Here is a 25,597-nt window from a genome sequence, read left to right as displayed (position 1 = left end):
CGCCTTATTCCTCTTCCGTAACAGTCGGTTGAACGACTTGTTCTAACGCCGATGTTGCGTTCGGGATGTTGTCGTCATCTTCATCTTTCATTTCGACTTCTTCATCGTCCGCAGACATCATCTTGACTTCCATACCGAGTGCTTGAAGCTCTTTAATCAAGACGCGGAACGATTCAGGAACGCCCGCTTTCGGAACGCTCTCGCCTTTCACGATCGCTTCGTATGCTTTCACACGACCGACCGTGTCATCCGACTTGATTGTCAAGATTTCTTGGAGCGTGTAGGCTGCGCCGTACGCTTCAAGTGCCCAAACTTCCATCTCACCGAAGCGCTGTCCACCGAACTGTGCTTTACCACCGAGCGGTTGTTGCGTGACGAGTGAGTATGGTCCAGTCGAACGAGCGTGAAGTTTATCATCAACCATGTGCGCGAGTTTGATCATGTACATGACACCGACCGAGACGCGGTTATCGAACGGTTCACCAGTACGACCGTCGTAGAGACGAGTCTTGGCATCCTTGTCCATTCCAGCTTCTTCAATCGTTGCCCATACGTCTTCCTCACGCGCACCATCGAATACAGGTGTCGCCACTTTGATGCCGAGCTTCTTCGCCGCCATCCCAAGGTGGAGTTCGAGTACCTGACCGATGTTCATACGTGATGGAACACCAAGTGGGTTAAGCATGATGTCAATTGGTGTGCCGTCTGGCATGTATGGCATATCTTCTTCTGGGAGAATGCGCGAGATAACACCTTTGTTACCGTGACGTCCCGCCATTTTATCCCCTTCGTGAATCTTACGCTTTTGAACGATGTAGACACGAACCATTTGGTTCACGCCTGGTGAGAGTTCGTCACCGTTTTCACGATCGAACACTTTGACGTCCAAGATGATGCCGTCGCCACCGTTTGGTACACGGAGTGACGTATCACGGACTTCACGTGCCTTCTCACCGAAGATCGCATGCAAGAGACGCTCTTCCGCCGTCAATTCCGTCACACCTTTAGGCGTTACTTTACCGACGAGGATGTCGCCATCCTTGACTTCCGCACCGATGCGGATGATCCCACGATCGTCCAAATTGCGAAGTGCGTCATCACCGACGTTTGGAATATCACGTGTGATTTCCTCAGGTCCGAGTTTCGTATCGCGTGACTCTGATTCGTACTCTTCGATATGAATCGACGTGTACACATCATCTTTCACGAGACGCTCACTCATGATGATCGCATCCTCATAGTTGTAACCGTCCCATGTCATGAAGGCGACGACGACGTTACGGCCGAGCGCGAGCTCACCCATATCCATCGACGGACCGTCAGCAAGGATTTCTCCTTTTTCGACACGGTCGCCAGCAGCGATGATTGGCTTCTGGTTGTAGCATGTCCCTTGGTTCGAGCGGACATATTTTTGAAGTTTGTAGCGGTCGAGGTCACCTGAAACTTCAGACCCGTTCACGTCAGACGTGCGACGGACCAAGATTTCACGTGCTGTGACACGCTCGACGACACCTGGGAACTTGGCGATAATCGCGGCTCCAGAGTCTTTCGCTGACACGTACTCCATTCCAGTCCCGATAATCGGTGAATCTGGTTGGAGAAGTGGTACAGCTTGACGTTGCATGTTCGCTCCCATGAGGGCACGGTTCGAGTCATCGTTCTCAAGGAACGGGATACATGCCGTTGCGGCAGAAACAACCTGTTTCGGTGAAACGTCCATGTAATCGACTCGGCTCGGCTCAACTGACAAGTTTTGTCCGCGGAAGCGGCAAAGGACTTGTGCGTCGGCAAAGTGACCGTCTTCCGTGAGCGGCATGTTCGCCTGGGCGACGACGTAGAGATCTTCTTCGTCCGCCGTCATATATTGAATCTCGTCTGTGACGAGACCAGTTTCCGGGTCAACACGACGGTACGGCGCTTCGATGAACCCGTACTCGTTTACTTTCGCATAAGACGAAAGTGAGTTGATGAGTCCGATGTTTGGTCCTTCTGGTGTTTCGATTGGACACATCCGACCGTAGTGCGAATAGTGAACGTCTCGAACTTCGAAGCCGGCACGCTCACGCGTCAAACCACCCGGTCCAAGTGCAGACAGACGACGCTTGTGCGTCAATTCTGCGAGCGGGTTCGTTTGGTCCATGAACTGTGACAACTGCGAGCTACCGAAGAACTCTTTCAGTGATGCAATCACCGGGCGGATGTTGATGAGCGCCTGAGGTGTGATCGCGTTTTGGTCTTGAATCGACATCCGTTCTTTTACGACACGTTCCATCCGCGAAAGACCGATGCGGAATTGGTTTTGGAGAAGCTCTCCGACTGAACGAAGACGACGGTTTCCTAAGTGGTCGATGTCATCTGTTGTTCCGACTTCGTGAAGTAAGTTGAAGAAGTAGTTGATCGATGCGATGATATCGGCCGGTGTGATATGTTTCACGCTACGGTCGATATTGCCGTTACCGATAATGTTCAAAATACGCTCTCCGTCTGGGTCATCCGGTGAGATGACTTTAATCGACTGAAGACCGAACGGTTCACCTTCCGCGACGCCGCCAGTCGGCTCTGCGTCCATGTAGCCAAGACCGTTCTCCAAGTGTGGAAGAACACGATCTAAGTTACGACGGTCAAGTACCGTGCCAGCTTCCGCGATCACTTCGCCTGTTTCCGGGTCAACGAGCGTTTCCGCCAACTTCTGTCCGAACAAGCGATTCTTTAGATGAAGCTTTTTGTTCATCTTATAGCGACCAACGTTTGCGAGGTCATAGCGTTTCGGGTCGAAGAAACGTGAGACGAGAAGTGATTTCGCGTTCTCAACCGTTGGTGGCTCACCAGGGCGGAGACGCTCATAAATCTCAATCAACGCTTTCTCTGTCGACTCGGTGTTATCTTTTTCAAGGGTGTTACGAAGATATTCGTCGTCGCCTAAAAGGTCGATAATTTCTTGGTCCGTGCCGAATCCGAGCGCACGCAACAACACCGTTACCGGGATTTTACGGGTACGGTCGATACGGACATACACGATATCTTTGGCATCTGTTTCGAGTTCGAGCCATGCACCACGGTTCGGGATGACTGTCGCACCGAAACCACGCTTACCATTTTTATCGAGTTTCGAGTTGTAGTAAACGCTCGGTGAACGAACAAGCTGAGAAACGATGACGCGCTCGGCGCCGTTAATGATAAACGTTCCTGATTCTGTCATGAGCGGGAAATCACCCATGAACACTTCTTGCTCTTTCAATTCACCTGTTTCTTTGTTTTGCAGACGTACTTTTACGCGAAGTGGCGCAGAGTAAGTAACGTCTCGCTCCTTCGACTCATCGATCGAGTACTTCGGCTCGCTGAGCGAGTAATCGATGAACTCGAGTACGAGGTTTCCTGTGAAGTCAGAGATTGGCGAAATGTCCGTAAACATCTCTTTCAATCCTTCACGCAAGAACCACTCATACGAAGCAGTTTGAATTTCAATCAAATTCGGAAGCTCTAATACCTCACTGATACGGGCAAAGCTTCTTCTCTGACGGTGACGACCGTACTGAACAAGTTGACCAGTCAACTGATTCACCTCGCAGACCCCCAATTCTTTAGCGAATTTTTCGGGCGTAATAATCGAACATTGTCATTGAATGTCGCTCGTTTTCCGCGTCTAAAAAGCGGCAAACGCGGCAGTTTCAAGCGAATTCCATTCCAATGGCATTTTATAATGTTAGCATATACGTTATAGCGAGTCAACAAGACTTCGCCGTTTGTCAAGACCGAATTGCACGGAAAATGAAATAGCCTTTTTCTTTCGCAAGCGTCTCGACGTGACCAAACACGTCTTCAAGCAACTTCTTCGCAGAAGGTGCTCCTTGTTTCTTTTGAATGACGACATAGAGTGCACCACCACTCACAAGATGGTCATACGCGTCCCGAAGGATCGTATGCACGACTTGTTTACCGGCGCGAATCGGAGGATTGGTCACAATTGCGGCGAACCGTTCCTCTCCGACCGCATCGTAAGCGTGACTGAGTCGCGTCTCAATCGTCACTCCGTTTTGGGTGGCGTTTTGTTCAGACAAAGCAAGCGCCCGCTCGTTCACGTCAACGAGGAGTGCTTCACGCCCAGAGGCGTCGGCAAGCGAGATCCCCATTGGACCGTAACCACAGCCGACATCTAAAATACGGCCCGAAACGACAGGCACTTCAAATGACTCGATTAAGAGACGTGACCCAAAATCGACCGATCCTTTCGAGAACACGCCGCGGTCCGAGGTGAAGCGATACGTCTTCCCTCGCAACTCATACGACCACGTCTCAGGGTCACTTTTCGAACTCGGATCGTTCGTATAGTAATGATCTCCCATGCGTTGAACCTCCTAACCCAATCTTCAAGGAAATAAAAGAAGCTCGCCACGGCGAGCTTCTATAGGTTGTGAAGTAAAAGTTAGATTACTTAACTTCGACAGTTGCGCCAGCTTCTTCAAGCTTAGCTTTAACTGCGTCTGCGTCTTCTTTCGAAACGCCTTCTTTGACTGGAGCTGGAGTTCCGTCAACGAGTGCTTTCGCTTCTTTAAGACCGAGGCCAGTAAGTTCACGTACCGCTTTGATGACGTTGATTTTACCAGCGCCAGCGTTTGTGAGGATTACGTCGAATTCAGTTTGCTCTTCAGCTGCTGCTGCGCCTGCACCTGCAACTGCTACTGGAGCTGCTGCTGATACGCCGAATTCTTCTTCGATTGTTTTTACGAGTTCGTTAAGTTCGAGAACCGTCATTGATTTGAGGTCTTCGATGAATTGCTCTTTGTTGAAAGCCATTATGGTTTTCCTCCTTTGATGTTGTGAAAATGTTTGGTTACGCTACGCGACAAAAATTAAGCAGATTGCTCTTCTTTTTGTTCTGCGATTGCGTTTGTTGCGACTGCGAGTCCACGGATTGGAGCTTGAAGTACGCTGAGAAGCATCGAGAGAAGACCTTCGCGTGATGGAAGTTCTGCAAGAGCTTTCACTTCTTCAAGTGAAGTTACTTTGCCTTCGATGATTCCGCCTTTGAGTTCGAGCGCTTTGTGCTCTTTCGAGAAGTCGTTCAAGATCTTCGCTGGAGCGACAACGTCTTCGTTCGAGAACGCGACTGCTGTAGGACCTGTGAAGACTTCGTCAAGACCGTCAAAACCAGACTGAGTAGCCGCGCGGCGAAGAAGTCCGTTTTTGTATACTTTGAACTCGATTCCAGCGTCACGGAGTGATTTACGGAGTGTAGTCACTTCTTCAACTGTAAGTCCACGGTAGTCAACAACGATTGTTCCAACGCTCGCTTGCATTTTCTCAGAGATTTCATCGACGAGTGCCGATTTCTGAGCTACGATTTTTTCGCTTGCCATGTGTTTGCACCTCCTAGTCATTTCTTGTACCGGACGAGAGGCTGCTCTTCAAAAGAAATCCCTCGTATGAAGACATACGAGGGCGTAATTGTTTGAAAGTAAACCTGTGACAACAGGCTCAAGTTCGAGCAAAGACACCTCGGAAGGGTTTACGGACCGATGTCCACCTTCTGTCTGCGGTAATCCAACATATTCGGTTGAACGTGTCTTACTTTAACAGCGGTATCACACGTTGTCAACAGTTTATTTCAAGTAGATTACTTGATGAAGTCGGCAGTCGCAACACGGATTCCAGGACCCATTGTTGACGAAAGCGCGATGTTTTTGAGGTAAGTTCCTTTTGCAGTAGCAGGCTTCACTTTCATGAGTGTCTCGATGATTGTCTCGATGTTCTCAGAGAGTTTTGTTGCTTCAAACGATTTCTTACCAACTGGTACGTGGATGTTACCGGCTTTATCAACACGGTACTCTACTTTACCAGCTTTGATGTCAGCGATTGCTTTCTCGACATCAAACGTAACTGTGCCTGTTTTCGGGTTAGGCATGAGGCCTTTTGGTCCGAGAACGCGACCGAGTTTACCAACTTCGCCCATCATGTCAGGTGTCGCAACGATTACATCGAAGTCGAACCATCCTTGTTGGATTTTCGTGATGAACTCAGAGTCACCGACATAGTCAGCGCCAGCTGCTTCAGCTTCTTTAGCTTTTTCGCCTTTTGCGAAGACGAGAACTTTTTGTGTTTTACCAGTACCGTGTGGAAGTACAACGGCACCGCGGATTTGTTGGTCTGCTTTCTTTGGATCTACGCCGAGACGTACAGCCACTTCGATTGTTTCATCGAACTTAGCAGTAGCAGTTTTTTGAACGAGTTCGACCGCTTCAGCGAGGTCGTAAGACTTCGTGCGATCAACAAGCTTCGCTGCTTCTTGGTGTTTTTTACCCATGATTCTTTTCCTCCTTGTGGTTAGCGGAATTTCCTCCCACATAATGAAGGGATTGAGGGTGAGTACAATATTCACCGTCAATCCCAGAGACTAATCAATTAGTCTTCGATTACAATACCCATACTGCGCGCAGTACCTTCAACCATAAGCATCGCTGTTTCTACAGACGACGCGTTAAGGTCAGGCATTTTAAGTTCAGCGATTTCGCGAACTTTATCACGCTTAACCGTTGCTACTTTCTTACGGTTCGGTTCACCAGAACCGCTCTCGATACCAGCAGCTTTCTTCAAAAGAACTGCAGCTGGTGGAGTTTTCGTAATGAATGTAAACGAACGATCTTCGTATACCGTAATGACTACAGGAATAATCAATCCGGCTTGGTCTTGTGTACGAGCGTTGAACTCTTTACAGAACCCCATGATGTTAACACCTGCTTGACCAAGTGCTGGTCCTACTGGTGGTGCTGGGTTAGCTTTACCAGCTGGGATTTGAAGTTTAACGAGTTTAGTAACTTTTTTCGCCACGAGACACACCTCCTTAAGTCTAAAATGTGGTTTCTTGGACGTTGTGCGCCCTCCCACTCAATCTATTAGGTCGAGTTTGTACCGAAATAAAGCACAACATCAAACATTTCCGATTGTACCATCCGTTTCCGAAGATGGCAAGTGGGTTTAGTTAATTTTCTGAACTTGTTCGAAATCAAGCTCGATTTTCGTTTCGCGGCCGAACATGTCGACGACGACTTTGAGCTTCTCTTTGTCAGCTTCGATTTCATCAATCGTCCCTTCAAAGTTCTCGAACGCGCCTTCTTTGACACGGACGAGATCGCCGAGCTCGTAGTTGTAACGGTCTTTCTTCTCGATGAGGCCCATCTGTGAAAGCACGTTCGTCACTTCGTCCGGTTGAAGCGGGATCGGCTTGGCGCCGCCACCCGTCGAACCGAGGAAGCCTGTCACGTTCGGTGTGTTCCGAACGACGTACCATGAATCGTCCGTCATGATCATCTCGACGAACACGTAGCCCGGGAAGTTTTTCACTTCACGTTCTTTAATCTTCTTCTCGCCACTTTTAAGCGTGACTTCTTCTTGCGTTGTTTCAGTCGGAACGAGGACGCGGAAAATTTTATCTTCCATGTTCATCGAACCGATTCGACGCTCTAGGTTTTCTTTGACGTTGTTCTCAAAGCCAGAATACGTCTGGACAACAAACCATTGTTTCTCCACGGCTTTCACCTCTTTCCTTAGTTAATCAATAAGTTGACGAGATAGCTGACACCAGTATCCACGCCAAACACGAACAAGCCAATCACGACGACGGTCGCGATGACTGTGATGGTATATTTCGTGAGCTCTTTACGAGTCGGCCAACTCGTTTTCTTTAGCTCTTTCCATACATCACGCAAAAAGTTCATGGTAGCTTCCTCCTACATTGAATGCCAATTGACGTTACTTTGATTCTCGGTGCACCGTATGCGCATTGCAACGACGGCAGAACTTGTTCAGTTCAAGGCGTGTCGCCACGTCATCACGTTTCGTCGTCGAGTAAACGCGTGATCCGCAAGTTGCACAGGCGAGACTTACTTTCTTTGCCATTCATAAGCGCCCCTTTCGACGGCTCTCCTACTAAAAAAGAGCGAAAAAAAAACGCCTCCTGTAAAATGGCGTCTACGGACAAGGCGCTGCCTTAAAAGTATCACATAGGAGGCGTGGGGTCAATATCGGTTAACTCGTCAAAGTCTTCACATCGACGTGACGTTCAAACTTCTTCTTCACACGCTGCAAGGCGTTATCAATCGATTTGACGTGACGATCGAGGTCGTCCGAGATCTCTTGGTACGAGCGGCCATCCAAATAAAGCCGAAGCACTTTTCGTTCCAAGTCGCTAAGCAGCTCATCCATCTTTTCTTCCATGAACAACTGGTCTTCCCGCGTGACAAGCAGTTCTTGTGGGTCGGTCGGGTGCGGGGGCAAGATGACGTCAAGCAACGTGCGGTCTGACTCATCGTCAAAGATCGGCTTATCGAGTGACACGTACGAGTTGAGCGGGATGTGTTTTTGGCGCGTGGCCGTCTTAATCGCCGTAATCATTTGACGCGTGATACACATCTCGGCAAAGCTTTTGAATGAGGCGAGCCGCTCGTCGCGGTAATCCCGAACCCCTTTATAAAGCCCGATCATCCCTTCTTGGACGATGTCCTCGTGATCGGCTCCAATCAAGAAGTACGACCGTGCTTTCGCTCGCACGAAATAACGATAGCGCTCAATCAGAAATTCTAACGCATCGCTATCCCCTTCGTTGCGCGCGAGCAAGACGAGCTCTTCGTCCGACATGTTTTCAAACTGTTCATATGGCCATCCGTTCATGTTTCATACCCCCCGGCAATTGATGATGAACTATGTAAGTTTGTGACCTCATTATAGACAGCAGGTAAAACGACCGTCAAACAAAATTCTAAAAATTCCGTCAATTACAATTCGTGTAACGCATACATCTATTAGTATACAACATTTCCTTTCAAAAAAATGTCAAACTAAAAACAAAGACGAGTCCATTTCATGAACTCGTCCGTGACGTGCGTCACCGCCTCATTTGCGACGACGCATTTCTTCCAATCGGGCTCGCACTTCCGGCGAGAGGTCGATCGTTTTTCGGTTCGACCGGTCTTGTTTGAGCGCCGATCGCTCTTGTTCGATTAACAGCTGGGCGTGCTTCCAGTCCTTCAACAGTTCGGTCGCCGGAACGCGGAGCGCCCCTTGACCGAAGATGACCCATTGCTCCGTGAAGTCGTTCGTCGCCACGAACAGGGTGACGAGACGGTTATCGACGAGTTCATGCGCCCGACGCTCAATCCATTCATCTGCCGTCTCGTTCTCTTTCGTATAAACGACCGTGACCCGGCTCTGTGTCGCTTTCGACTCGCGACCATAGCGCATATGGGCGTCGAAGACGATTGTCACTTCCCGACCGGTGACGGCTTGATACTCGGCCATCGCTTCAATGAGGTCGTTTCTCGCTTTGTCGAAGTCGATTTCGCGTAACTTCCGAAGATGTGGCCACGCTCCGATAATGTTATAGCCGTCAACGAGTAGAAGTTCCCGCTTTTTCACACTCATGACAGCGGATGGCGGGTGCGATGCACTTCATACAAGAGAAGCGCAGCTGCGACCGAGGCGTTGAGCGACGTCACATGACCAACCATCGGCATATGGACGAGGAAGTCACACGTCTCCCGTACGAGTCGGCTCATCCCCTTGCCTTCACTACCGATGACGACGACGAGCGGCATGTTGCCATCGAGGCGGCGATAGTCTTGGCTCTCGCTCGCATCCGTGCCGACGACCCACAACCCTTTCTCTTTCAACTCTTCGAGCGTTCGCGTCAAATTCGTGACGCGCGCGACCGGGATGTACTCGATTGCGCCCGTTGATGCTTTCGCGACCGTTTGCGTCAACCCGACCGAACGACGTTTCGGGATGATAATCCCGTGGGCGCCGACAGCGTCCGCCGTCCGTAAAATCGAGCCAAGGTTGTGCGGGTCTTCAAGCTCATCGAGCAAGATGAAGAGCGGTGTCTCCCCTTTCGACTCGGCTAGCGCGAACATGTCTTCAATCGACTTATACTCGTATGCCGCGACGGCCGCGACGACACCTTGGTGGTGTTCACTGCCGGCCATTTTCTCGAGTTTCGTTTTCGGGACGAATGACACTTGTACCGACGCTTCGTTCGCCATCGCAATGATTTGGGCGAGTGGCCCTTTTTGTTGGCCTTCCATGATGAAGACTTTGTTCATGTCGCGCCCGCTCCGGAGCGCTTCCATGACCGGGTTACGCCCGTATAGGAAGTCGATCCCTTCTTCCATCACGTCGACTTCTTGATAATCCGGTCGTTCTAACTTTTGTCGTTTCGGGCGGTCGTCACTACGTGGACGATCGAATGAACGTTTATCGCGCGACTTGCCTCCTTCATGTCGTTTCGGGTTGCTCGGTTTCGAGCCAAATGAACGCTTGTTCGATGAGTTCTTCAAGACGATCCCTTCTTTCTGTAAGGTAGATGTAACCAATCAGTGCCTCGAACGCGGTCGAGTAACGATACGTATGGACGTCCGTCCGCTTCGGAATCGAACCGGACTTGGCGTTTCGCCCACGCCGCACGACCGCCTGTTCTTCTTCCGAGAGCACGTTCGTCTCGAGCCAGTGGGTGACGACGCCTGCTTGCGACGATGCATTGACGTAACGGATGGCCCCACGGTGTAAATCGTTCGGTCGCGTCAAGCCCCGCTCGAGCAATCGTTTCCGCACCGCCATCTCATAGACGACGTCGCCCATATATGCGAGCGCGAGTGCGTTCAGTTGGGCCGGGTTCACACTCATAGACGCTTCCACCGGACGCCTTGCGCCGTATCTTCAAGTTGAATCTGTTGTTGTTTCAGTAGGTCACGAATCTCGTCGGCACGCGCGAAGTTTCGTTCGGCACGGGCCGCGTCGCGCTCTTGAATCAATTGATCAATCTCGGCATCTAACAGTTCCTTCTCTTCTGACAACGTCAAACCAAGGACACCGGTCAACTCGTCGAACAAGTCGATGACGTGCTCAAGCGTCTCTTTCGATACGTGGTTCGCTTTCGCATAGATGTTCGCTTCTCTCGCCAAGTCGAACAGCACGGTGACGGCGTTGGCCGTATTGATGTCATCATCCATCGCCTCAATAAATGTCGACTTGATGCCAGCAAGCTTACGCTCCATCGCCTCACTCGGCTCTTCTAAGCCGACCGTGACTGACAACCGGTGCTCGACGTTATGGTACGCCTCTTTGATGCGGTCCCAGCCGTTCGCTGCTTGCTCAATCAATTCGCGGCTGTAGTTGATCGGATGACGATAGTGGACCGACAGCATGAAGAAGCGGAGCACCATCGCATCGACTTCTTTGAGCGCCTCATGGACGAGCAAGAAATTCCCGAGCGATTTGGACATCTTCTCGTTCTCGATATTGATGAAGCCGTTGTGGAGCCAATAGTTGGCGAACTTCGTATGGTTGCACGCCTCGGACTGGGCGATTTCGTTCTCATGGTGCGGGAACTTCAAATCGTGACCGCCCGCATGGATATCAATCGTCTTGCCGAGATGCTTTTTCGCCATCGCCGAGCACTCGATGTGCCAGCCCGGACGCCCTTGTCCCCATGGACTCTCCCAAGCCGGTTCTCCCGATTTCGCCGCTTTCCATAAGACGAAGTCGAGCGGATCTTCTTTCTTCTCGCCGACGTCGACGCGCGAGCCGGCCCGCAAGTCTTCAATCGACTGCTGACTGAGCTTGCCGTACTCGTCAAATTTACGGGTGCGGAAATAGACGTCACCTTCGGACGCGTACGCATACCCTTCCGTCTCTAAGTTCCGGATAAACTCGATGATGTCTTCCATCGTGTCAGTGACGCGCGGATGCACATCGGCCGGTTGGACGTTGAGCGCCCCCGTATCGGCCAAATACGCTTCGATGTAGCGGTTCGTCAGCGTCGAGACGTCTTCACCGAGCTCGTTCGCGGCCCGGATGATTTTATCGTCGACGTCCGTGAAGTTCAAAACGTACTTCACATCATAGCCGCGATACGTCAAATAGCGACGGACCGTGTCGAATGCGATCGCTGGTCGGGCGTTCCCGACGTGGATATAGTTATAGACGGTCGGCCCGCACACGTACATCGACACTTTCCCTGGTACGATTGGGACGAACGGTTCCTTTTTATTCGTGAGGCTGTTGTAAAACTGAATCATGTGTCTTCTCCTCCATCCGTTTCTCTAAAGAAGCTAACTTTTTCTCTAATTGTTCGACCGCGTTCTCGAGTCGCTCTTGGCATTCTCGGTCTGGGTCCGGGAAGCGATGATCGAGGTCGTGTTGTTTGACCCGCTCACCGTTTCGGATGACGACACGACCCGGAATTCCGACGACCGTCGAGTCCGACGGCACGTCTTTTAAGACGACGGAACTCGCTCCGATTTTGACGCAATCGCCAATCGTGATATTGCCGAGCACTTTCGCACCTGCCGAAATCAACACGTCATTCCCGATCGTCGGGTGACGCTTTCCTTTCTCTTTTCCCGTTCCGCCGAGCGTCACGCCTTGATAAATCGTGACATCGTTACCGATGATGGCCGTCTCGCCAATGACGATGCCAAAACCATGGTCGATAAACAGACGTTCGCCGATGACGGCGCCCGGGTGAATTTCTACCCCAGTCAACCAACGGCTCGTCTGCGCAATCAATTTCGCGACGAGCTTCACGTTCCGTTTCCATAGGCCGTGTGCGATACGGTGCGCCCAGAGCGCATGCAGTCCCGGATACGTTAAAACGACCTCCGCTTTCGACCGCGCGGCCGGGTCAAGCTCGAGCACGTTTTGAATATCGGCCCGTACACTTTTCCAAAATCCCATAATTGTTCTCCTTTTCCATATCAAAAACAAAGACGCCCCTGTGCCAAGGCACAGAGACGCCGTAAGCGCGGTTCCACTCTGTTTGGGAAACTTCCCCTCTCAAGTCTCGTTAACGCCGAGTCGCGGTCCCGACTACGTATCGCCGGAACGGCTCCGAGGTGCACTTCGACGGGGGACGCTTCTAGAACTTCCAGCCATGGTTCTAGTCTCTGTTAAGTGTCAATCCGCTTACTTTCCTCATCATTGCCTTTAAGCTAATAAAGTTGAGAGACGTGCCAAGACACGCTCTTTTCCAATCAATGCGATTGCATTTGGAAGCTCTGGTCCGTGCGTCTGCCCTGTCGTCGCGACACGGATCGGCATGAACAAGTTCTTTCCTTTTTGACCGGTCGCTTTTTGTGTCGCTTTCGTCGCGGCTTTAATCGCTTCCGGTGTGAAATCTTCGATCTGTTCGAGTTGCGCCTTGAATTCAGCCAAGACGCTCGGTACCGCCTCACCGGCAAGCACCGCGTTCGCCTCTTCGTCATACTCGACTTCGTCTTTAAAGAACAAGTCCGTCAACGCGACGATCTCAGCGCCGTGCGTCATCTGTTCTTTATAGAGCGCGATGAGCGCTGTCGCCCAATCCGCTTCTTCCATCGAGAGCGCTTCTGGTAAACGGCCCGCTTCTTGTAAGAATGGTAAACTGAGTGCCACCACTTCGTCAAGCGAAGCCTGTTTCATGTAGACACTGTTGATCCACGCGAGCTTCTGTTGATCAAACACGGCCGGGCTCTTCGAGAGTCGACCCGCGTCGAACATGTCGATGAACTGTTGTTTCGTGAAGATCTCTTCTTCACCGACCGGCGACCAGCCGAGAAGCGAGATGAAGTTGAAGAGCGCTTCCGGGATGTATCCGAGATCGGCATATTGCTCGATGAACTGAATGATTGACTCATCACGCTTCGAGAGTTTCTTATGGTTCTCATTGAAAATGAGCGTCATATGCCCGAACGTCGGGTACTCCCATCCGAGCGCGTCATAGACCATCATCTGTTTCGGTGTGTTGGCGATGTGGTCGTCGCCCCGTAACACGTGACTGATCTTCATCAAGTAGTCATCGATGACGACCGCAAAGTTGTACGTCGGAATCCCGTCTTGTTTGACGATGACCCAATCACCGAAGTCTTTCGCTTCAAACGAGACGTCACCTTTGACGACATCATGCCATTTGTACGTGACGCCCTCAGGCACACGGATGCGAATCGACGGCTTGCGACCTTCCGCTTCGAATGCGGCCCGCTCCTCAGCGCTCAAGTTGCGATGGGCACCCGAATAACGCGGCGCTTCGCCGCGCGCGATTTGTGCTTCGCGCTCTGCCTCGAGTTCTTCCGACGTCATATAGCACTTATAGGCGAGTCCTTTCTCCATCAACTCGTTCACATGTTTGTTGTAGAGGTCGAGTCGCTCCATTTGGAAGTAAGGGCCGTAGTCACCACCGCGGCCTGGACCTTCGTCCCAATCGATTCCAAGCCATTCAAGATACTTCATCTGACTTTCGACACCGTTCTCAACGTTCCGTTTTTGATCGGTATCCTCGATTCGGAGGATCATCTTCCCGCCGGCGTGGCGAGCATATAAATAATTGAATAGCGCGGTCCGGGCGTTCCCGATATGAAGGTGACCCGTCGGACTTGGCGCATAGCGTACACGCACTTCACTCATACTATTTCCACCTTTCTTCTCTTCTGCCCAAATAGTATACCACTTTTGTCAAGCACGGTTGAGCAGGATGACCGCCTGGGCAGCAATTCCTTCTTCTCGTCCCGTGAAGCCGAGCTGTTCCGTCGTCGTCGCCTTTACGTTCACTTGGCTGATGTCAGCCTCAAGCAACTCAGCAATGACCGCTCGCATGTCATCGATATATGGACGAAGTTTTGGCCGCTGTGCCATGACCGTCGCATCGACGTTTCCAAGGACGTACCCTTCTGCTTTCACGAGTTGCCAGACGTGTTGAAGCAACACTTTCGAATCGGCATCTTTAAAAGCTGGGTCCGTGTCCGGAAAATGCTTGCCGATATCTCCCGCTGCGATCGCACCGAGGGCCGCATCGGCAATCGTGTGGAGCAACACGTCCGCATCGGAATGACCGAGTAGACCACGGTCGTGCGGAATCTCGATTCCCCCTAAAATGAGCGGGCGACCTTCCGCAAATGCATGCACATCAAATCCTTGTCCTATTCTCATCGATAATCCTCCTTCGTCAAAATCGCTTCCCCGAACAATAAATCTTCGGGTGTCGTGATTTTTATGTTGTGATAGTCACCCGGGATGACCGCGACCTCATGACCTGCCCATTCGAACAGACTCGCATCGTCGGTACCCGTAAACGTTTGCGCCGCCGCTTCGTCGTGAATGCGCCGAATCCGCTCAATCGGAAACGCCTGCGGGGTCTGGGCGAGCCAAAGCGTCTCACGCGGAACCGTGCGGGTAATTTGTCCAGCATCCACTTGCTTCACCGTGTCTTTCACGGGAACAGCTAAAATCGCACCGCCCGTTTGTCCTGCTTGAGCCACTTGCCGCAATTGTTCGACTCGAATGAACGGACGCGCTCCGTCATGAATCAAGACGACACCGTCTCGCGTCACGGCATGCAGGCCGGCACGGACACTTTCTTGCCGTTCTTTCCCGCCGGTCACATACGTGATGGGGGTCGGAATATGGTTAAGCATCGAGCGAAACCACGGCTCTTCCTCCGGACGAATCGCCAAGATGATGGCGTCACACCATGTGTCACGGGCGAACGCCTCGACCGTCCACACGATAATCGGCTTTCCTTGGAGCTGTAACATCAATTTATTCTCGTTCGCCCCCATACGCTTGCCTTGACCGGCCGCTGGGATGACGACTGCATATCGCATCACTAATTCCCCTCACTTCGTGAAAAAAGAGAGCGCGAAGCGCGTCTCTTTTTCACAGTTATTCAGGACGAGCAAAAATCATTCGACCTGCCGAGGTCTGGAGCACACTCGTCACGACGACCGGTAACGTCTTCGAAATGAGCTTACGTCCCCCTTCGACAACGACCATCGTCCCGTCTTCGAGGTAGGCGACTCCTTGATTTTGTTCTTTTCCTTCTTTGATGACCGTAACGACCATCTCTTCACCTGGAATGACAATCTGTTTCACCGAGTTAGCTAAATCGTTAATGTTTAACACCGGGACGTTTCGAACTTCACATACTTTGTTCAAGTTGTAGTCGTTCGTCACGACGATCCCGTTCTTCACTTCAGCGAGTTTAATCAGCTTGATATCGACTTCCGCTACATCTTCAAAGTCTCCATCATAAATCTCGACTTCGATGCGGTCGTTGTCTTGAAGCTCTTTTAAGATATCGAGTCCGCGTCGACCGCGATTCCGTTTCAACGTATCTGAAGAGTCCGCGATATATTGGAGTTCGCCGATGACGAACTGGGGAACGATGAGCGTTCCTTCAATAAAGCCTGTCTTCGCGATGTCGGCGATACGACCGTCGATGATGACACTCGTATCCAAAATCTTATCGTTCGAACGGCGTACCGGCTCAGCCGGCTGCTTTTCGCGTTCACTTTTCACGAACAGTTTGATCCACTCGTTGCGCTTTCGGTACCCGACGGCAAATCCGAAGTATCCGAACAAAGCGGTCACGAAAATCGGGACGATTTTACTGAGCAAGAAAATGTTCGTCACTTCGAGCGAGACGCTAATCAAAAAGGCGATTAACAACCCGATAATCAATCCAATCGAGCCGAACAAAATATCCCCGACCGGCAATCGGACGAGCCGTTCTTCGACAAAACGGATGAATTTAACGACCATGTCGGTCAAGAATAAACTGAGAATGAAGAAGATAAGTCCACCAATCAAACTAGCTACGTATGGAATCGTCAACCATGCCGGCACGTTCACACCGAGGTCACTTAGTAAAATCATCAACTCGATAATCCCGAACCATCCGACGACGAGACCGATTAAAATAAATCCGATTCGCACTGCAATCTTCACTCATTCCACCTCCTTCGTTTGAATTTAAATTTCATGAAAACAGCACTTTTATTGTAACACGGTTCGTTTGAAAGCGTTCGTTACAAAGCGTTAAAAACCTGTCGGAGGCGCCCGTCAGAACGGAATGGTGAGTTGTAGCGCCTCATCGACAGTACTGACCCCGACGACGTCGATTCCGGCTGGTGCCGTCCAGCCGCCAAGGTTGTTTTTCGGAATGAGCGCACGCGTGAAGCCGAGCTTAGCCGCCTCGGCGACGCGTTGTTCGATTCGTGACACCCGGCGTACTTCACCGGTCAATCCGACTTCCCCGATACAGACGTCGGTCGGGCGTGTCGGACGGTCGCGGAAACTTGAGGCGATGGAGACACAGATTGCCAAATCGATGGCCGGCTCGTCAAGCTTCACGCCACCAGCCGCCTTCAAATACGCATCTTGCGTCTGGAGCAAGAGACCGGAACGTTTCTCGAGCACGGCCATGAGCAGCGCGACGCGGTTTTGGTCGATTCCCGTCGCCATGCGTCTCGGATTCCCGAATGACGTCGGCGAAATGAGCGCTTGAAGCTCGACGAGCACCGTTCGCGTCCCTTCCATTGAAGCGACGACCGTCGAGCCGGATACACCGGCCGTCCGTTCTTCTAAGAAAATCTCGGACGGGTTGAGCACTTCCTCGAGCCCGCTCTCTTTCATCTCAAAGATGCCAATCTCATTCGTCGAGCCGAAACGGTTCTTGACCGCCCGTAAAATCCGGAACGTATGATGGCGCTCGCCCTCGAAATACAACACCGCATCGACCATATGCTCGAGCAAGCGTGGTCCGGCGATCGAACCTTGCTTCGTGACGTGTCCGACGATAAAGACGGCCACGCCTCGCGTTTTGGCGATTTTCATAAGCGCTGCGGTACATTCCCGCACTTGAGCGACACTGCCCGGCGCCGATTGAATCTCATCCATATATACCGTTTGAATCGAATCGATGATGACAAATCCCGGCTTCTCTTCATCGATGACCCGTTCAATCATCAACATATCGGTCTCGGCGAGCACATATAAATCCTGTGTCGGCAGGCCGAGTCGCTCCGCACGAAGCTTCGTCTGCTTGAGCGATTCCTCACCTGAAATGTAGAGTACTTTCCGTCCGCTATGGGCAAGATGCGCACTGACTTGAAGTAAAATCGTCGACTTGCCGATACCCGGGTCACCCCCGACAAGGACGAGCGATCCAGGGACAATCCCCCCACCGAGGACGCGGTCAAACTCTTGACTGTTCGTATGGACTCGCGTCTCTTCCTGCGAGACGACGTCCGCGAGACGTTCCGGTTTCAACTGGCGTGAGGAACTGTGAACGAACGCGGCCCCGCGCTTCGCTTTCTTCTCTTCGACGAACTCTTCGACGAGCGTGTTCCATTCATTACATCCCGGGCAACGTCCCATCCATTTGGCGGACTCATAGCCACACGATTGACATACGTATTTCGTTTTTAATTTAGCCATACCGAATCCTTTCTGTTTAAAAAAGCCCCCTCACACGAGAGAGGGAGCTTCGCATTATTGAACGACGCCTTCGCTTCGGACGATAAACTCTCCGTCCTGCACGTCGAGCGCGACTTTACTACCTTTGGTGATGTCTCCACTGAGCATCGCTTCTGAGAGTCGGTCCTCCACCTCGCGTTGGAGCGCCCGGCGGAGCGGTCGAGCCCCGTACTCTGGGTCGTATCCAACTTCAGCGATCTTCTCAAGCGCCGACTCCGTCAACGTGAAGTCGATGCCTTGTTCGCCAAGACGTTTCGTGAGTGTCTCGGCCATGAGCTTGACGATTTGTTGGATATGCTCTTTTTGAAGCGAGTGGAATACCGTGATCTCATCGATTCGGTTCAAGAACTCAGGACGGAACGCTTTTTTGAGCTCTTCCATGACTTTGTCCTTCATCTCTGTATATTCACGTTTCACATCGTCTTCAACCGTGAATCCGACATATTTGTTCCGTTTGAGCGCGGCGGCCCCGACGTTTGATGTCATGATGATGACGGTGTTGCGGAAGTCGACCGTGCGGCCTTTCGAGTCTGTCAAGCGGCCGTCGTCGAGCACTTGGAGCAAGATGTTGAACACTTCCGGGTGCGCTTTCTCAATCTCATCAAGCAAGATGACCGAGTATGGCTTCCGGCGAACTTTTTCTGTCAATTGTCCACCTTCTTCATACCCAACATACCCTGGAGGCGAACCGACGAGTCGGCTCGTCGCATGTTTCTCCATGTACTCGGACATGTCGATGCGGATAATCGCGTCCTCATCGCCGAAGAGCGCTTCGGCAACGGCACGGGCAAGTTCGGTCTTACCGACACCGGTCGGCCCAAGGAAGACGAACGATCCGATTGGACGTTTCGGGTCTTTCAACCCGGCACGGGCCCGGCGGATTGCCCGCGAAATCGATTTGACGGCTTCATCTTGACCGATGACACGGTTATGCAAAATCGACTCGAGTTTTAAGAGACGATCTGTCTCTTCCTCTGCGATTTTTGTGACCGGAACGCCGGTCCAGTTGGCGACGACTTGGGCGATATCTTCTTTCGTCACTTCAAGTTTCTCATTGCCTTGTTTGTTCTGCCATTCGGACTTCAACTGTTCGAGTTCTTCTCGAACTTTTTGTTCCGTATCTCGAAGCGAGGCTGCTTTCTCGAACTCTTGGCTCTGAACGGCCGAATCTTTTTCTTTCCGAATCGTTTCAAGGCGCGCTTCGAGTTCTTTTAAGTTCGGTGGCGCCGTGAACGAACGGAGGCGGACTTTTGACGCGGCCTCATCGACGAGGTCAATCGCTTTATCTGGAAGGAAACGGTCTGAAATATAGCGGTCTGAAAGGACAACAGCTTCATGGACCGCTTCATCCGTGATGGTCACGCGGTGATGCGCTTCATAGCGATCGCGCAAACCGAGTAGGATTTGCTCTGCTTCTTCGGTCGTCGGTTCATTCACTTGAATCGGTTGGAAGCGACGCTCGAGCGCGGCATCTTTTTCGATATACTTCCGATACTCATCTAACGTCGTCGCACCGATACATTGAAGCTCACCACGGGCGAGTGATGGTTTCAAGATGTTCGAGGCATCGATTGCCCCTTCCGCCCCACCAGCGCCGATTAACGTATGCAATTCGTCAATGAAGAGGATGACGTTCCCGGCTTGACGAATCTCGTCCATGACTTTTTTCAAGCGGTCTTCAAATTCACCGCGATATTTTGTACCCGCGACGAGTGTTCCCATATCAAGGACCATCACTCGTTTGTTACGAAGCGTCTCTGGCACTTCATTATTGATGATTTGTTGAGCTAATCCTTCGACGACAGCCGTCTTCCCGACACCTGGCTCACCGATGAGAACCGGGTTGTTTTTCGTCCGGCGTGATAAGACTTCGATGACCCGTTGAATCTCACCAGCGCGCCCGATCACCGGATCAAGACGTGACTCACGAGCTTGCTGCGTCAAGTCGCGAGCTAATCCGTCGAGTGTCGGTGTCGCAGCGCTCGTTCCAGGTTGTGAGGCGTTAGCTGACGATTCTGTGTTACCGAGCAATTGAAGCACTTGTTGACGTGCTTTTGTCAAACTGATGCCGAGGTTGTTCATGACGCGCGCCGCCACACCCTCGCCTTCTCGAATCAAGCCGAGCAAGATGTGCTCTGTCCCAACGTATGAGTGACCGAGTTTACGGGCCTCGTCCATCGAAAGTTCAATCACTTTTTTCGCACGCGGCGTGTAATGAATCGTTGACCCGTTCTCTGAACCACGTCCAATGAGCGCTTCCACTTCTTGTTGAATCTTTTCAGACGTCATGCCGAGGGCGAAGAGCGCTTTTGCAGCGATGCCTTCCCCTTCTCGAATCAATCCGAGTAAAATGTGTTCCGTACCAATATTGTGATGGCCAAGCCGTACCGCTTCTTCTTGTGCCAAAGCTAATACGCGCTGAGCTCGTTCTGTGAATCGACCAAACATCATGGACAAAACCTCCTTGAGAGTTAAATCAAACTAAACCGTGATCTAGCATGCGACGAACGAGCGTCGCTCGTTCCCGATCTCGTTCTTTCGTAGATAATGTTTTCCCGAAATGTTTTTGTAGGAAACCTGATTGCAACCTTACAATCAGTTCATGAAACTGTGGCGGGCTCCAATCTGACAATAGGCCAAGATCGCTCGCTAAATGTAAGTCAGACAGACGCTCAATTGCTTCTGTCGAAGACAGTAACTTCGCATAACGCAACACCCCATAAGAGCGATAAAACTGATCTTCTAACTCGTCTTCCTTGTTTTTGAGCAAATCCTCACGTGCTTGGCGTTCGGCCTGAATGAGTTGTTCCGTTATTTCCATAAAGTCCGATAAGAGTTGGGATTCATGGCTCCCAAGTGTACGTTGATTCGACAACTGGAATAAACGTCCCGCTGCGTCACTACCTTCCCCGTACCGGCCACGAATTGTGTAACCTAGTTTGCGAAGTTCTTTTAGTATAGGAGTAATTCGACCTGTCAATACCAAGCCTGGTAAGTGAAGCATGACCGAGGCGCGAAGACCTGTCCCGATGTTGCTCGGGCACGTCGTCAAGTACCCTAATGTTTCATCGAAGGCGTAAGGAAGTGATTCTTCACACAAAGCATCGACGCGTTTAGCGAGTTCGAACGCCTCTGCCACCTGAAACCCTGGAAGTAACGTTTGAATTCGTAAATGATCTTCCTCGTTGATTAACACACTAATCGTCTCATCTTCACTTAAAAAGACGGCACTTTCATCTTTTGTAGCAATGGTTGGACTGATTAGATGCTTCTCGACAAGCGCTTGGCGGGTCACGTAATCATAGGAACCCATATGAATATACTTAAATCCTTGCAAACCACCAAGAGAAGATTCGACACGTTCACATAAATATCGTTGTCCTTCTTCTGAAAGTATTGGGGAGAAGACCGTGTCCTTCAAATTGCGAGCCAGTCGGATTCGCGTTGAGATGACAAGGTCGTCAAGTTTCGCTCGTTCACGCATTTTCGGACCGAGCGGTTGTTCGAGGAATGTCTCCATCACGCCTCACCTTGTCCTTTCAATTGAATCATTTCTTTTTTGATACGGGCTGCACGTTCATAATCTTCTTGTTCGACAGCTTGCTCCAACTCCCCTGCCAGCTTGACGAGTCGTTCTTCAATTCGTTCGTCAGGCGTACGTAACAAGTTCGGAATTGAACCGACGTGATGATCATGCCCTTGTTGATATTGACGCGTTATTTTTAATAAATCATCTCGAAACACGGTGTAACACATTGTACAGCCGGCTTTTCTCGTTTGTTGTAACGCATGTTGCGTCATTTGACACGTCGGACACCGCTTCACGACCGGGACGTAACCTGTCATGACTTCAAACGCGCAATTCCGACACAGTTTACGTGTGACAGATACCCCGTTCTCATTAATGACCATTTCATTGACGGCAGGTCGCCGTTTACATCGTTCGCATAGCATGTTATCCCGCCTCCGTCAGCGATAACTTAACAATTTCATAAGCGCTAATAATTGTTGTCGGCGAATCAAGTGACGATCGGTTGCGTGGAGACCGAGTGATTCATCAGACAATACGTGAAAAAGAAGTCGAACTTCCCGTTCACTTAACAATCCTTCTTCAAATAGACGAATTAATATGTTTTCGACGACTTGTTCATTCAAATTAGGTTGATCATGCAAGAAGTCGATGAGACTAGCTAATAAATCTTGCTTCTCATGTAAGATGACGCGGCGAATGCGAATATATCCGCCTCCCCCTCGTTTGCTTTCAACAAGATAGCCTTTTTCGACGGTAAATCGTGTGTTGATGACATAGTTGATTTGAGACGGGACACACTCGAAACGTTTCGCAATATCTTGTCGTTTAATTTCAATTGCATTGGCCTGACTTTCTTTGAGTACTTGCTTCAAATACTGTTCGATTACATCAGATATGTTTCTCATCTCCACCACCCTCTGACCATCTTTGACTTTTGACTATATTTTATCATTGATTCAAAAAAAGGCAAACGAAAAGCGACGATGCAGCGCATCGTCGCACAAAAAAGACGACCAAGCAGATGCTTGATCGTCTCATGTTGCCTGGCAACGTCCTATCCTCACAGGGGGAGACCCCCAACTACTTTCGGCGCTGAAGCGCTTAACTTCCGTGTTCGGCATGGGAACGGGTGTGGCCGCTTCGCTATCGCCACCAGACAATTTCAAGGCTTGTTCCCTGAAAACTGAAGTTCATCAATACAAACCATAGACTAGATCAAAGCCTCGACCGATTAGTATCATTCAGCTCCACGTGTCACCACGCTTCCACCCATGACCTATCTACCTCATCGTCTCTGAGGGGTCTTTCTTGATTGCTCAAAGGGAAATCTCATCTCGGAGGGGGCTTCATGCTTAGATGCTTTCAGCACTTATCCCGTCCGCACGTAGCTACCCAGCGATGCTCCTGGCGGAACAACTGGTACACCAGCGGTGCGTCCATCCCGGTCCTCTCGTACTAAGGACAGCTCTCCTCAAATTTCCTGCGCCCACGACGGATAGGGACCGAACTGTCTCACGACGTTCTGAACCCAGCTCGCGTACCGCTTTAATGGGCGAACAGCCCAACCCTTGGGACCTACTCCAGCCCCAGGATGCGATGAGCCGACATCGAGGTGCCAAACCTCCCCGTCGATGTGGACTCTTGGGGGAGATCAGCCTGTTATCCCCAGGGTAGCTTTTATCCGTTGAGCGATGGCCCTTCCATGCGGAACCACCGGATCACTAAGCCCGACTTTCGTCCCTGCTCGACTTGTAGGTCTCGCAGTCAAGCTCCCTTCTGCCTTTGCACTCTTCGAATGATTTCCAACCATTCTGAGGGAACCTTTGGGCGCCTCCGTTACTGTTTAGGAGGCGACCGCCCCAGTCAAACTACCCACCTGACACGGTCCTCCAGCCGGATCACGGCTGCGAGTTAGAGACTCTATACGCAAAGGGTGGTATCCCAAGGGTGTCTCCACCGAAGCTGGCGCTCCGGCTTCACAAACTCCCACCTATCCTGTACATCGCGTACAAAGCCTCAATATCAGGCTGTAGTAAAGCTCCATGGGGTCTTTCCGTCCTGTCGCGGGTAACCTGCATCTTCACAGGTACTATGATTTCACCGGGTCTCTCGTTGAGACAGTGCCCAAATCGTTACGCCTTTCGTGCGGGTCGGAACTTACCCGACAAGGAATTTCGCTACCTTAGGACCGTTATAGTTACGGCCGCCGTTTACTGGGGCTTCGGTTCAGTGCTTCTCTTGCGATGACACATCCCCTTAACCTTCCAGCACCGGGCAGGCGTCAGCCCCTATACTTCATCTTGCGATTTAGCAGAGACCTGTGTTTTTGCTAAACAGTCGTTTGGGCCTATTCACTGCGGCTTATGTTGCCATAAGCGTCCCTTCTCCCGAAGTTACGGGACCATTTTGCCGAGTTCCTTAACGAGAGTTATCCCGCGCGTCTTAGAATTCTCATCTCGCCTACCTGTGTCGGTTTACGGTACTGGCGCCGACCTCCTCACTAGAGGCTTTTCTTGGCAGCGTGAAATCCGGTACTTCGCCCTACGGGCTCCACGTCACAGCTCGACCTTGTGTGCCGGGCGGATTTGCCAACCCGACGGCCTCGCTGCTTGTCCGTGCACTTCCAGTCGCACGGTTACCTTATCCTTCTGCGTCCCCCCATCGTTCGAACGGTGGTACGGCGGTACAGGAATATCAACCTGTTGTCCATCGCCTACGCCTTTCGGCCTCGGCTTAGGTCCAGACTAACCCTGAGCGGACGAGCCTTCCTCAGGAAACCTTGGGCTTTCGACGGAGGGGATTCTCACCCCTCTTTTCGCTACTCACACCGGCATTCTCACTTCCAAGCGCTCCACGGCTCCTCACGATACCGCTTCACTGCTGCTTGGAACGCTCTCCTACCATCCCTTACGGGATCCATAGCTTCGGTGGTATGTTTAGCCCCGTTACATTTTCGGCGCGGCGTCACTCGACTAGTGAGCTATTACGCACTCTTTGAATGGTGGCTGCTTCTAAGCCAACATCCTAGTTGTCTGTGCAACGCCACATCCTTTTCCACTTAACATACACTTGGGGACCTTAGCTGATGGTCTGGGCTGTTTCCCTCTCGACTACGGATCTTATCACTCGCAGTCTGACTCCCGAGTACAAGTCACTGGCATTCGGAGTTTGACTGAATTCGGTAACCCTGTGGGGGCCCCTAGTCCAATCAGTGCTCTACCTCCAGAACTCTTCACCTCGAGGCTAGCCCTAAAGCTATTTCGGAGAGAACCAGCTATCTCCAGGTTCGATTGGCATTTCACCGCTACCCACACCTCATCCCCGCACTTTTCAACGTGCGTGGGTTCGGACCTCCAGTCAGTGTTACCTGACCTTCATCCTGGACATGGGTAGATCACCTGGTTTCGGGTCTACGACGACGGACTGATGCGCCCTGTTCAGACTCGCTTTCGCTGCGGCTCCGCCTTTTCGGCTTAACCTCGCCCGCCATCGTAACTCGCCGGTTCATTCTACAAAAGGCACGCCATCACCCGTTAACGGGCTCTGACTACTTGTAGGCATACGGTTTCAGGATCTGTTTCACTCCCCTTCCGGGGTGCTTTTCACCTTTCCCTCACGGTACTGGTTCACTATCGGTCACTAGGAAGTATTTAGCCTTGGGAGATGGTCCTCCCGGATTCCGACGGGGTTTCACGTGTCCCGCCGTACTCAGGATCCACTCTGGAGGGGATAAGATTTCGGCTACAGGGCCGTCACCTTCTCTGGCCGACCTTTCCAGGTCGTTCACCT

At 51.3% G+C, this 25,597-nt stretch carries 24 protein-coding genes, 2 rRNA genes and 2 other annotated features (1 of these 28 only partly in view); all 26 genes read right to left on the bottom strand.

Going from position 1 to position 25,597, the window contains the following annotated elements; genetic code table 11:
- Window positions 1–4: 4 nt before the first annotated feature.
- Window positions 5–3,553 (bottom strand): DNA-directed RNA polymerase subunit beta, encoded by a 3,549-nt coding sequence (rpoB, locus tag KB235_RS02285; protein ID WP_211780890.1) that lies wholly within the window; start codon window positions 3,551–3,553, stop codon window positions 5–7.
- Between the two features lie 193 nt (window positions 3,554–3,746).
- Complete coding sequence (locus KB235_RS02280; protein ID WP_211780267.1) at window positions 3,747–4,343, bottom strand: class I SAM-dependent methyltransferase; 597 nt, start codon at window positions 4,341–4,343, stop codon at window positions 3,747–3,749.
- Window positions 4,344–4,428: 85 nt separating this feature from the next.
- Window positions 4,429–4,794: a 50S ribosomal protein L7/L12 gene (gene rplL / locus KB235_RS02275; RefSeq protein ID WP_024372175.1), complete on the bottom strand. Its 366-nt coding sequence runs from the start codon at window positions 4,792–4,794 to the stop codon at window positions 4,429–4,431.
- Between the two features lie 56 nt (window positions 4,795–4,850).
- The gene (gene rplJ, locus KB235_RS02270) at window positions 4,851–5,357 is read right to left on the bottom strand and encodes a 50S ribosomal protein L10 (protein WP_211780266.1); all 507 of its coding nucleotides are present in this window, start codon (window positions 5,355–5,357) and stop codon (window positions 4,851–4,853) included.
- Window positions 5,358–5,401: 44 nt separating this feature from the next.
- Window positions 5,402–5,555 (bottom strand) — a sequence feature (ribosomal protein L10 leader region).
- Window positions 5,556–5,614: 59 nt separating this feature from the next.
- Window positions 5,615–6,301 (bottom strand): 50S ribosomal protein L1, encoded by a 687-nt coding sequence (rplA, locus tag KB235_RS02265; RefSeq protein ID WP_034817123.1) that lies wholly within the window; start codon window positions 6,299–6,301, stop codon window positions 5,615–5,617.
- A 98-nt stretch (window positions 6,302–6,399) separates the two neighbouring features.
- The gene (rplK, locus tag KB235_RS02260) at window positions 6,400–6,825 is read right to left on the bottom strand and encodes a 50S ribosomal protein L11 (protein WP_021066593.1); all 426 of its coding nucleotides are present in this window, start codon (window positions 6,823–6,825) and stop codon (window positions 6,400–6,402) included.
- A 147-nt stretch (window positions 6,826–6,972) separates the two neighbouring features.
- Window positions 6,973–7,524 (bottom strand): transcription termination/antitermination protein NusG, encoded by a 552-nt coding sequence (gene nusG / locus KB235_RS02255; RefSeq protein WP_024372172.1) that lies wholly within the window; start codon window positions 7,522–7,524, stop codon window positions 6,973–6,975.
- Between the two features lie 17 nt (window positions 7,525–7,541).
- Window positions 7,542–7,712, bottom strand: coding sequence for a preprotein translocase subunit SecE (gene secE / locus KB235_RS02250; protein WP_012727692.1), 171 nt, complete (start codon window positions 7,710–7,712; stop codon window positions 7,542–7,544).
- 34 nt (window positions 7,713–7,746) lie between these two features.
- Window positions 7,747–7,893 carry a 50S ribosomal protein L33 gene (gene rpmG / locus KB235_RS02245; RefSeq protein WP_081825824.1) on the bottom strand — a complete coding sequence of 49 codons (147 nt, stop codon included), beginning with the start codon at window positions 7,891–7,893 and terminating at the stop codon, window positions 7,747–7,749.
- A 129-nt stretch (window positions 7,894–8,022) separates the two neighbouring features.
- Window positions 8,023–8,664 (bottom strand): RNA polymerase sporulation sigma factor SigH, encoded by a 642-nt coding sequence (sigH, locus tag KB235_RS02240; protein ID WP_034806365.1) that lies wholly within the window; start codon window positions 8,662–8,664, stop codon window positions 8,023–8,025.
- Between the two features lie 222 nt (window positions 8,665–8,886).
- Window positions 8,887–9,414, bottom strand: a complete 528-nt coding sequence (locus KB235_RS02235; protein WP_211780265.1) for an NYN domain-containing protein — start codon at window positions 9,412–9,414, stop codon at window positions 8,887–8,889.
- The gene (gene rlmB, locus KB235_RS02230) at window positions 9,411–10,160 is read right to left on the bottom strand and encodes a 23S rRNA (guanosine(2251)-2'-O)-methyltransferase RlmB (protein WP_034806379.1); all 750 of its coding nucleotides are present in this window, start codon (window positions 10,158–10,160) and stop codon (window positions 9,411–9,413) included. Before rlmB ends, KB235_RS02235 begins: the two co-directional genes overlap by 4 nt.
- A 103-nt stretch (window positions 10,161–10,263) precedes the next feature.
- Window positions 10,264–10,671 (bottom strand): Mini-ribonuclease 3, encoded by a 408-nt coding sequence (locus KB235_RS02225; protein WP_034806359.1) that lies wholly within the window; start codon window positions 10,669–10,671, stop codon window positions 10,264–10,266.
- Complete coding sequence (gene cysS / locus KB235_RS02220; RefSeq protein WP_211780264.1) at window positions 10,668–12,065, bottom strand: cysteine--tRNA ligase; 1,398 nt, start codon at window positions 12,063–12,065, stop codon at window positions 10,668–10,670. The genes KB235_RS02225 and cysS overlap by 4 nt, the downstream gene beginning before the upstream one ends.
- Window positions 12,034–12,723, bottom strand: a complete 690-nt coding sequence (gene cysE / locus KB235_RS02215) for a serine O-acetyltransferase (protein ID WP_034817116.1) — start codon at window positions 12,721–12,723, stop codon at window positions 12,034–12,036. Before cysE ends, cysS begins: the two co-directional genes overlap by 32 nt.
- Window positions 12,724–12,772: 49 nt before the next feature.
- Window positions 12,773–12,976, bottom strand: a binding site (T-box leader).
- The gene (gltX, locus tag KB235_RS02210; protein WP_211780263.1) at window positions 12,973–14,427 is read right to left on the bottom strand and encodes a glutamate--tRNA ligase; all 1,455 of its coding nucleotides are present in this window, start codon (window positions 14,425–14,427) and stop codon (window positions 12,973–12,975) included. (Overlaps the previous feature by 4 nt.)
- Window positions 14,428–14,475: 48 nt before the next feature.
- A complete protein-coding gene (ispF, locus tag KB235_RS02205) occupies window positions 14,476–14,949 on the bottom strand; it encodes a 2-C-methyl-D-erythritol 2,4-cyclodiphosphate synthase (RefSeq protein WP_034817112.1) in 474 nt (157 codons plus the stop codon).
- A complete protein-coding gene (ispD, locus tag KB235_RS02200) occupies window positions 14,946–15,623 on the bottom strand; it encodes a 2-C-methyl-D-erythritol 4-phosphate cytidylyltransferase (protein ID WP_034817110.1) in 678 nt (225 codons plus the stop codon). The genes ispF and ispD overlap by 4 nt, the downstream gene beginning before the upstream one ends.
- Before the next feature lie 58 nt (window positions 15,624–15,681).
- Window positions 15,682–16,746: a PIN/TRAM domain-containing protein gene (locus KB235_RS02195; protein ID WP_034806342.1), complete on the bottom strand. Its 1,065-nt coding sequence runs from the start codon at window positions 16,744–16,746 to the stop codon at window positions 15,682–15,684.
- A 114-nt stretch (window positions 16,747–16,860) separates the two neighbouring features.
- Window positions 16,861–18,237, bottom strand: coding sequence for a DNA repair protein RadA (radA, locus tag KB235_RS02190; protein ID WP_211780262.1), 1,377 nt, complete (start codon window positions 18,235–18,237; stop codon window positions 16,861–16,863).
- A gap of 54 nt (window positions 18,238–18,291) precedes the next feature.
- Window positions 18,292–20,727, bottom strand: coding sequence for an ATP-dependent Clp protease ATP-binding subunit (locus KB235_RS02185; RefSeq protein WP_211780261.1), 2,436 nt, complete (start codon window positions 20,725–20,727; stop codon window positions 18,292–18,294).
- 25 nt (window positions 20,728–20,752) lie between these two features.
- Entirely contained in the window at window positions 20,753–21,796 is a 1,044-nt protein-coding gene (locus KB235_RS02180) for a protein arginine kinase (RefSeq protein WP_211780260.1), read from the bottom strand.
- A complete protein-coding gene (locus tag KB235_RS02175; RefSeq protein ID WP_034806332.1) occupies window positions 21,796–22,230 on the bottom strand; it encodes a UvrB/UvrC motif-containing protein in 435 nt (144 codons plus the stop codon). Before KB235_RS02175 ends, KB235_RS02180 begins: the two co-directional genes overlap by 1 nt.
- Window positions 22,231–22,245: 15 nt before the next feature.
- Window positions 22,246–22,713 (bottom strand): CtsR family transcriptional regulator, encoded by a 468-nt coding sequence (locus KB235_RS02170; RefSeq protein ID WP_034806331.1) that lies wholly within the window; start codon window positions 22,711–22,713, stop codon window positions 22,246–22,248.
- Window positions 22,714–22,849: 136 nt separating this feature from the next.
- A 5S ribosomal RNA gene (rrf, locus tag KB235_RS02165) occupies window positions 22,850–22,965 on the bottom strand.
- Between the two features lie 54 nt (window positions 22,966–23,019).
- Window positions 23,020–25,597: ribosomal RNA gene (locus tag KB235_RS02160) — 23S ribosomal RNA — on the bottom strand; it runs 335 nt beyond the window's last position.

It is taken from the genome of Exiguobacterium alkaliphilum (assembly GCF_018138125.1).
Taxonomy (GTDB): Bacteria; Bacillota; Bacilli; order Exiguobacteriales; family Exiguobacteriaceae; genus Exiguobacterium; species Exiguobacterium alkaliphilum.
The sequence above is the reverse complement of the archived record's forward strand: the minus strand, read 5'-3'. Positions and strand labels throughout refer to the sequence as shown.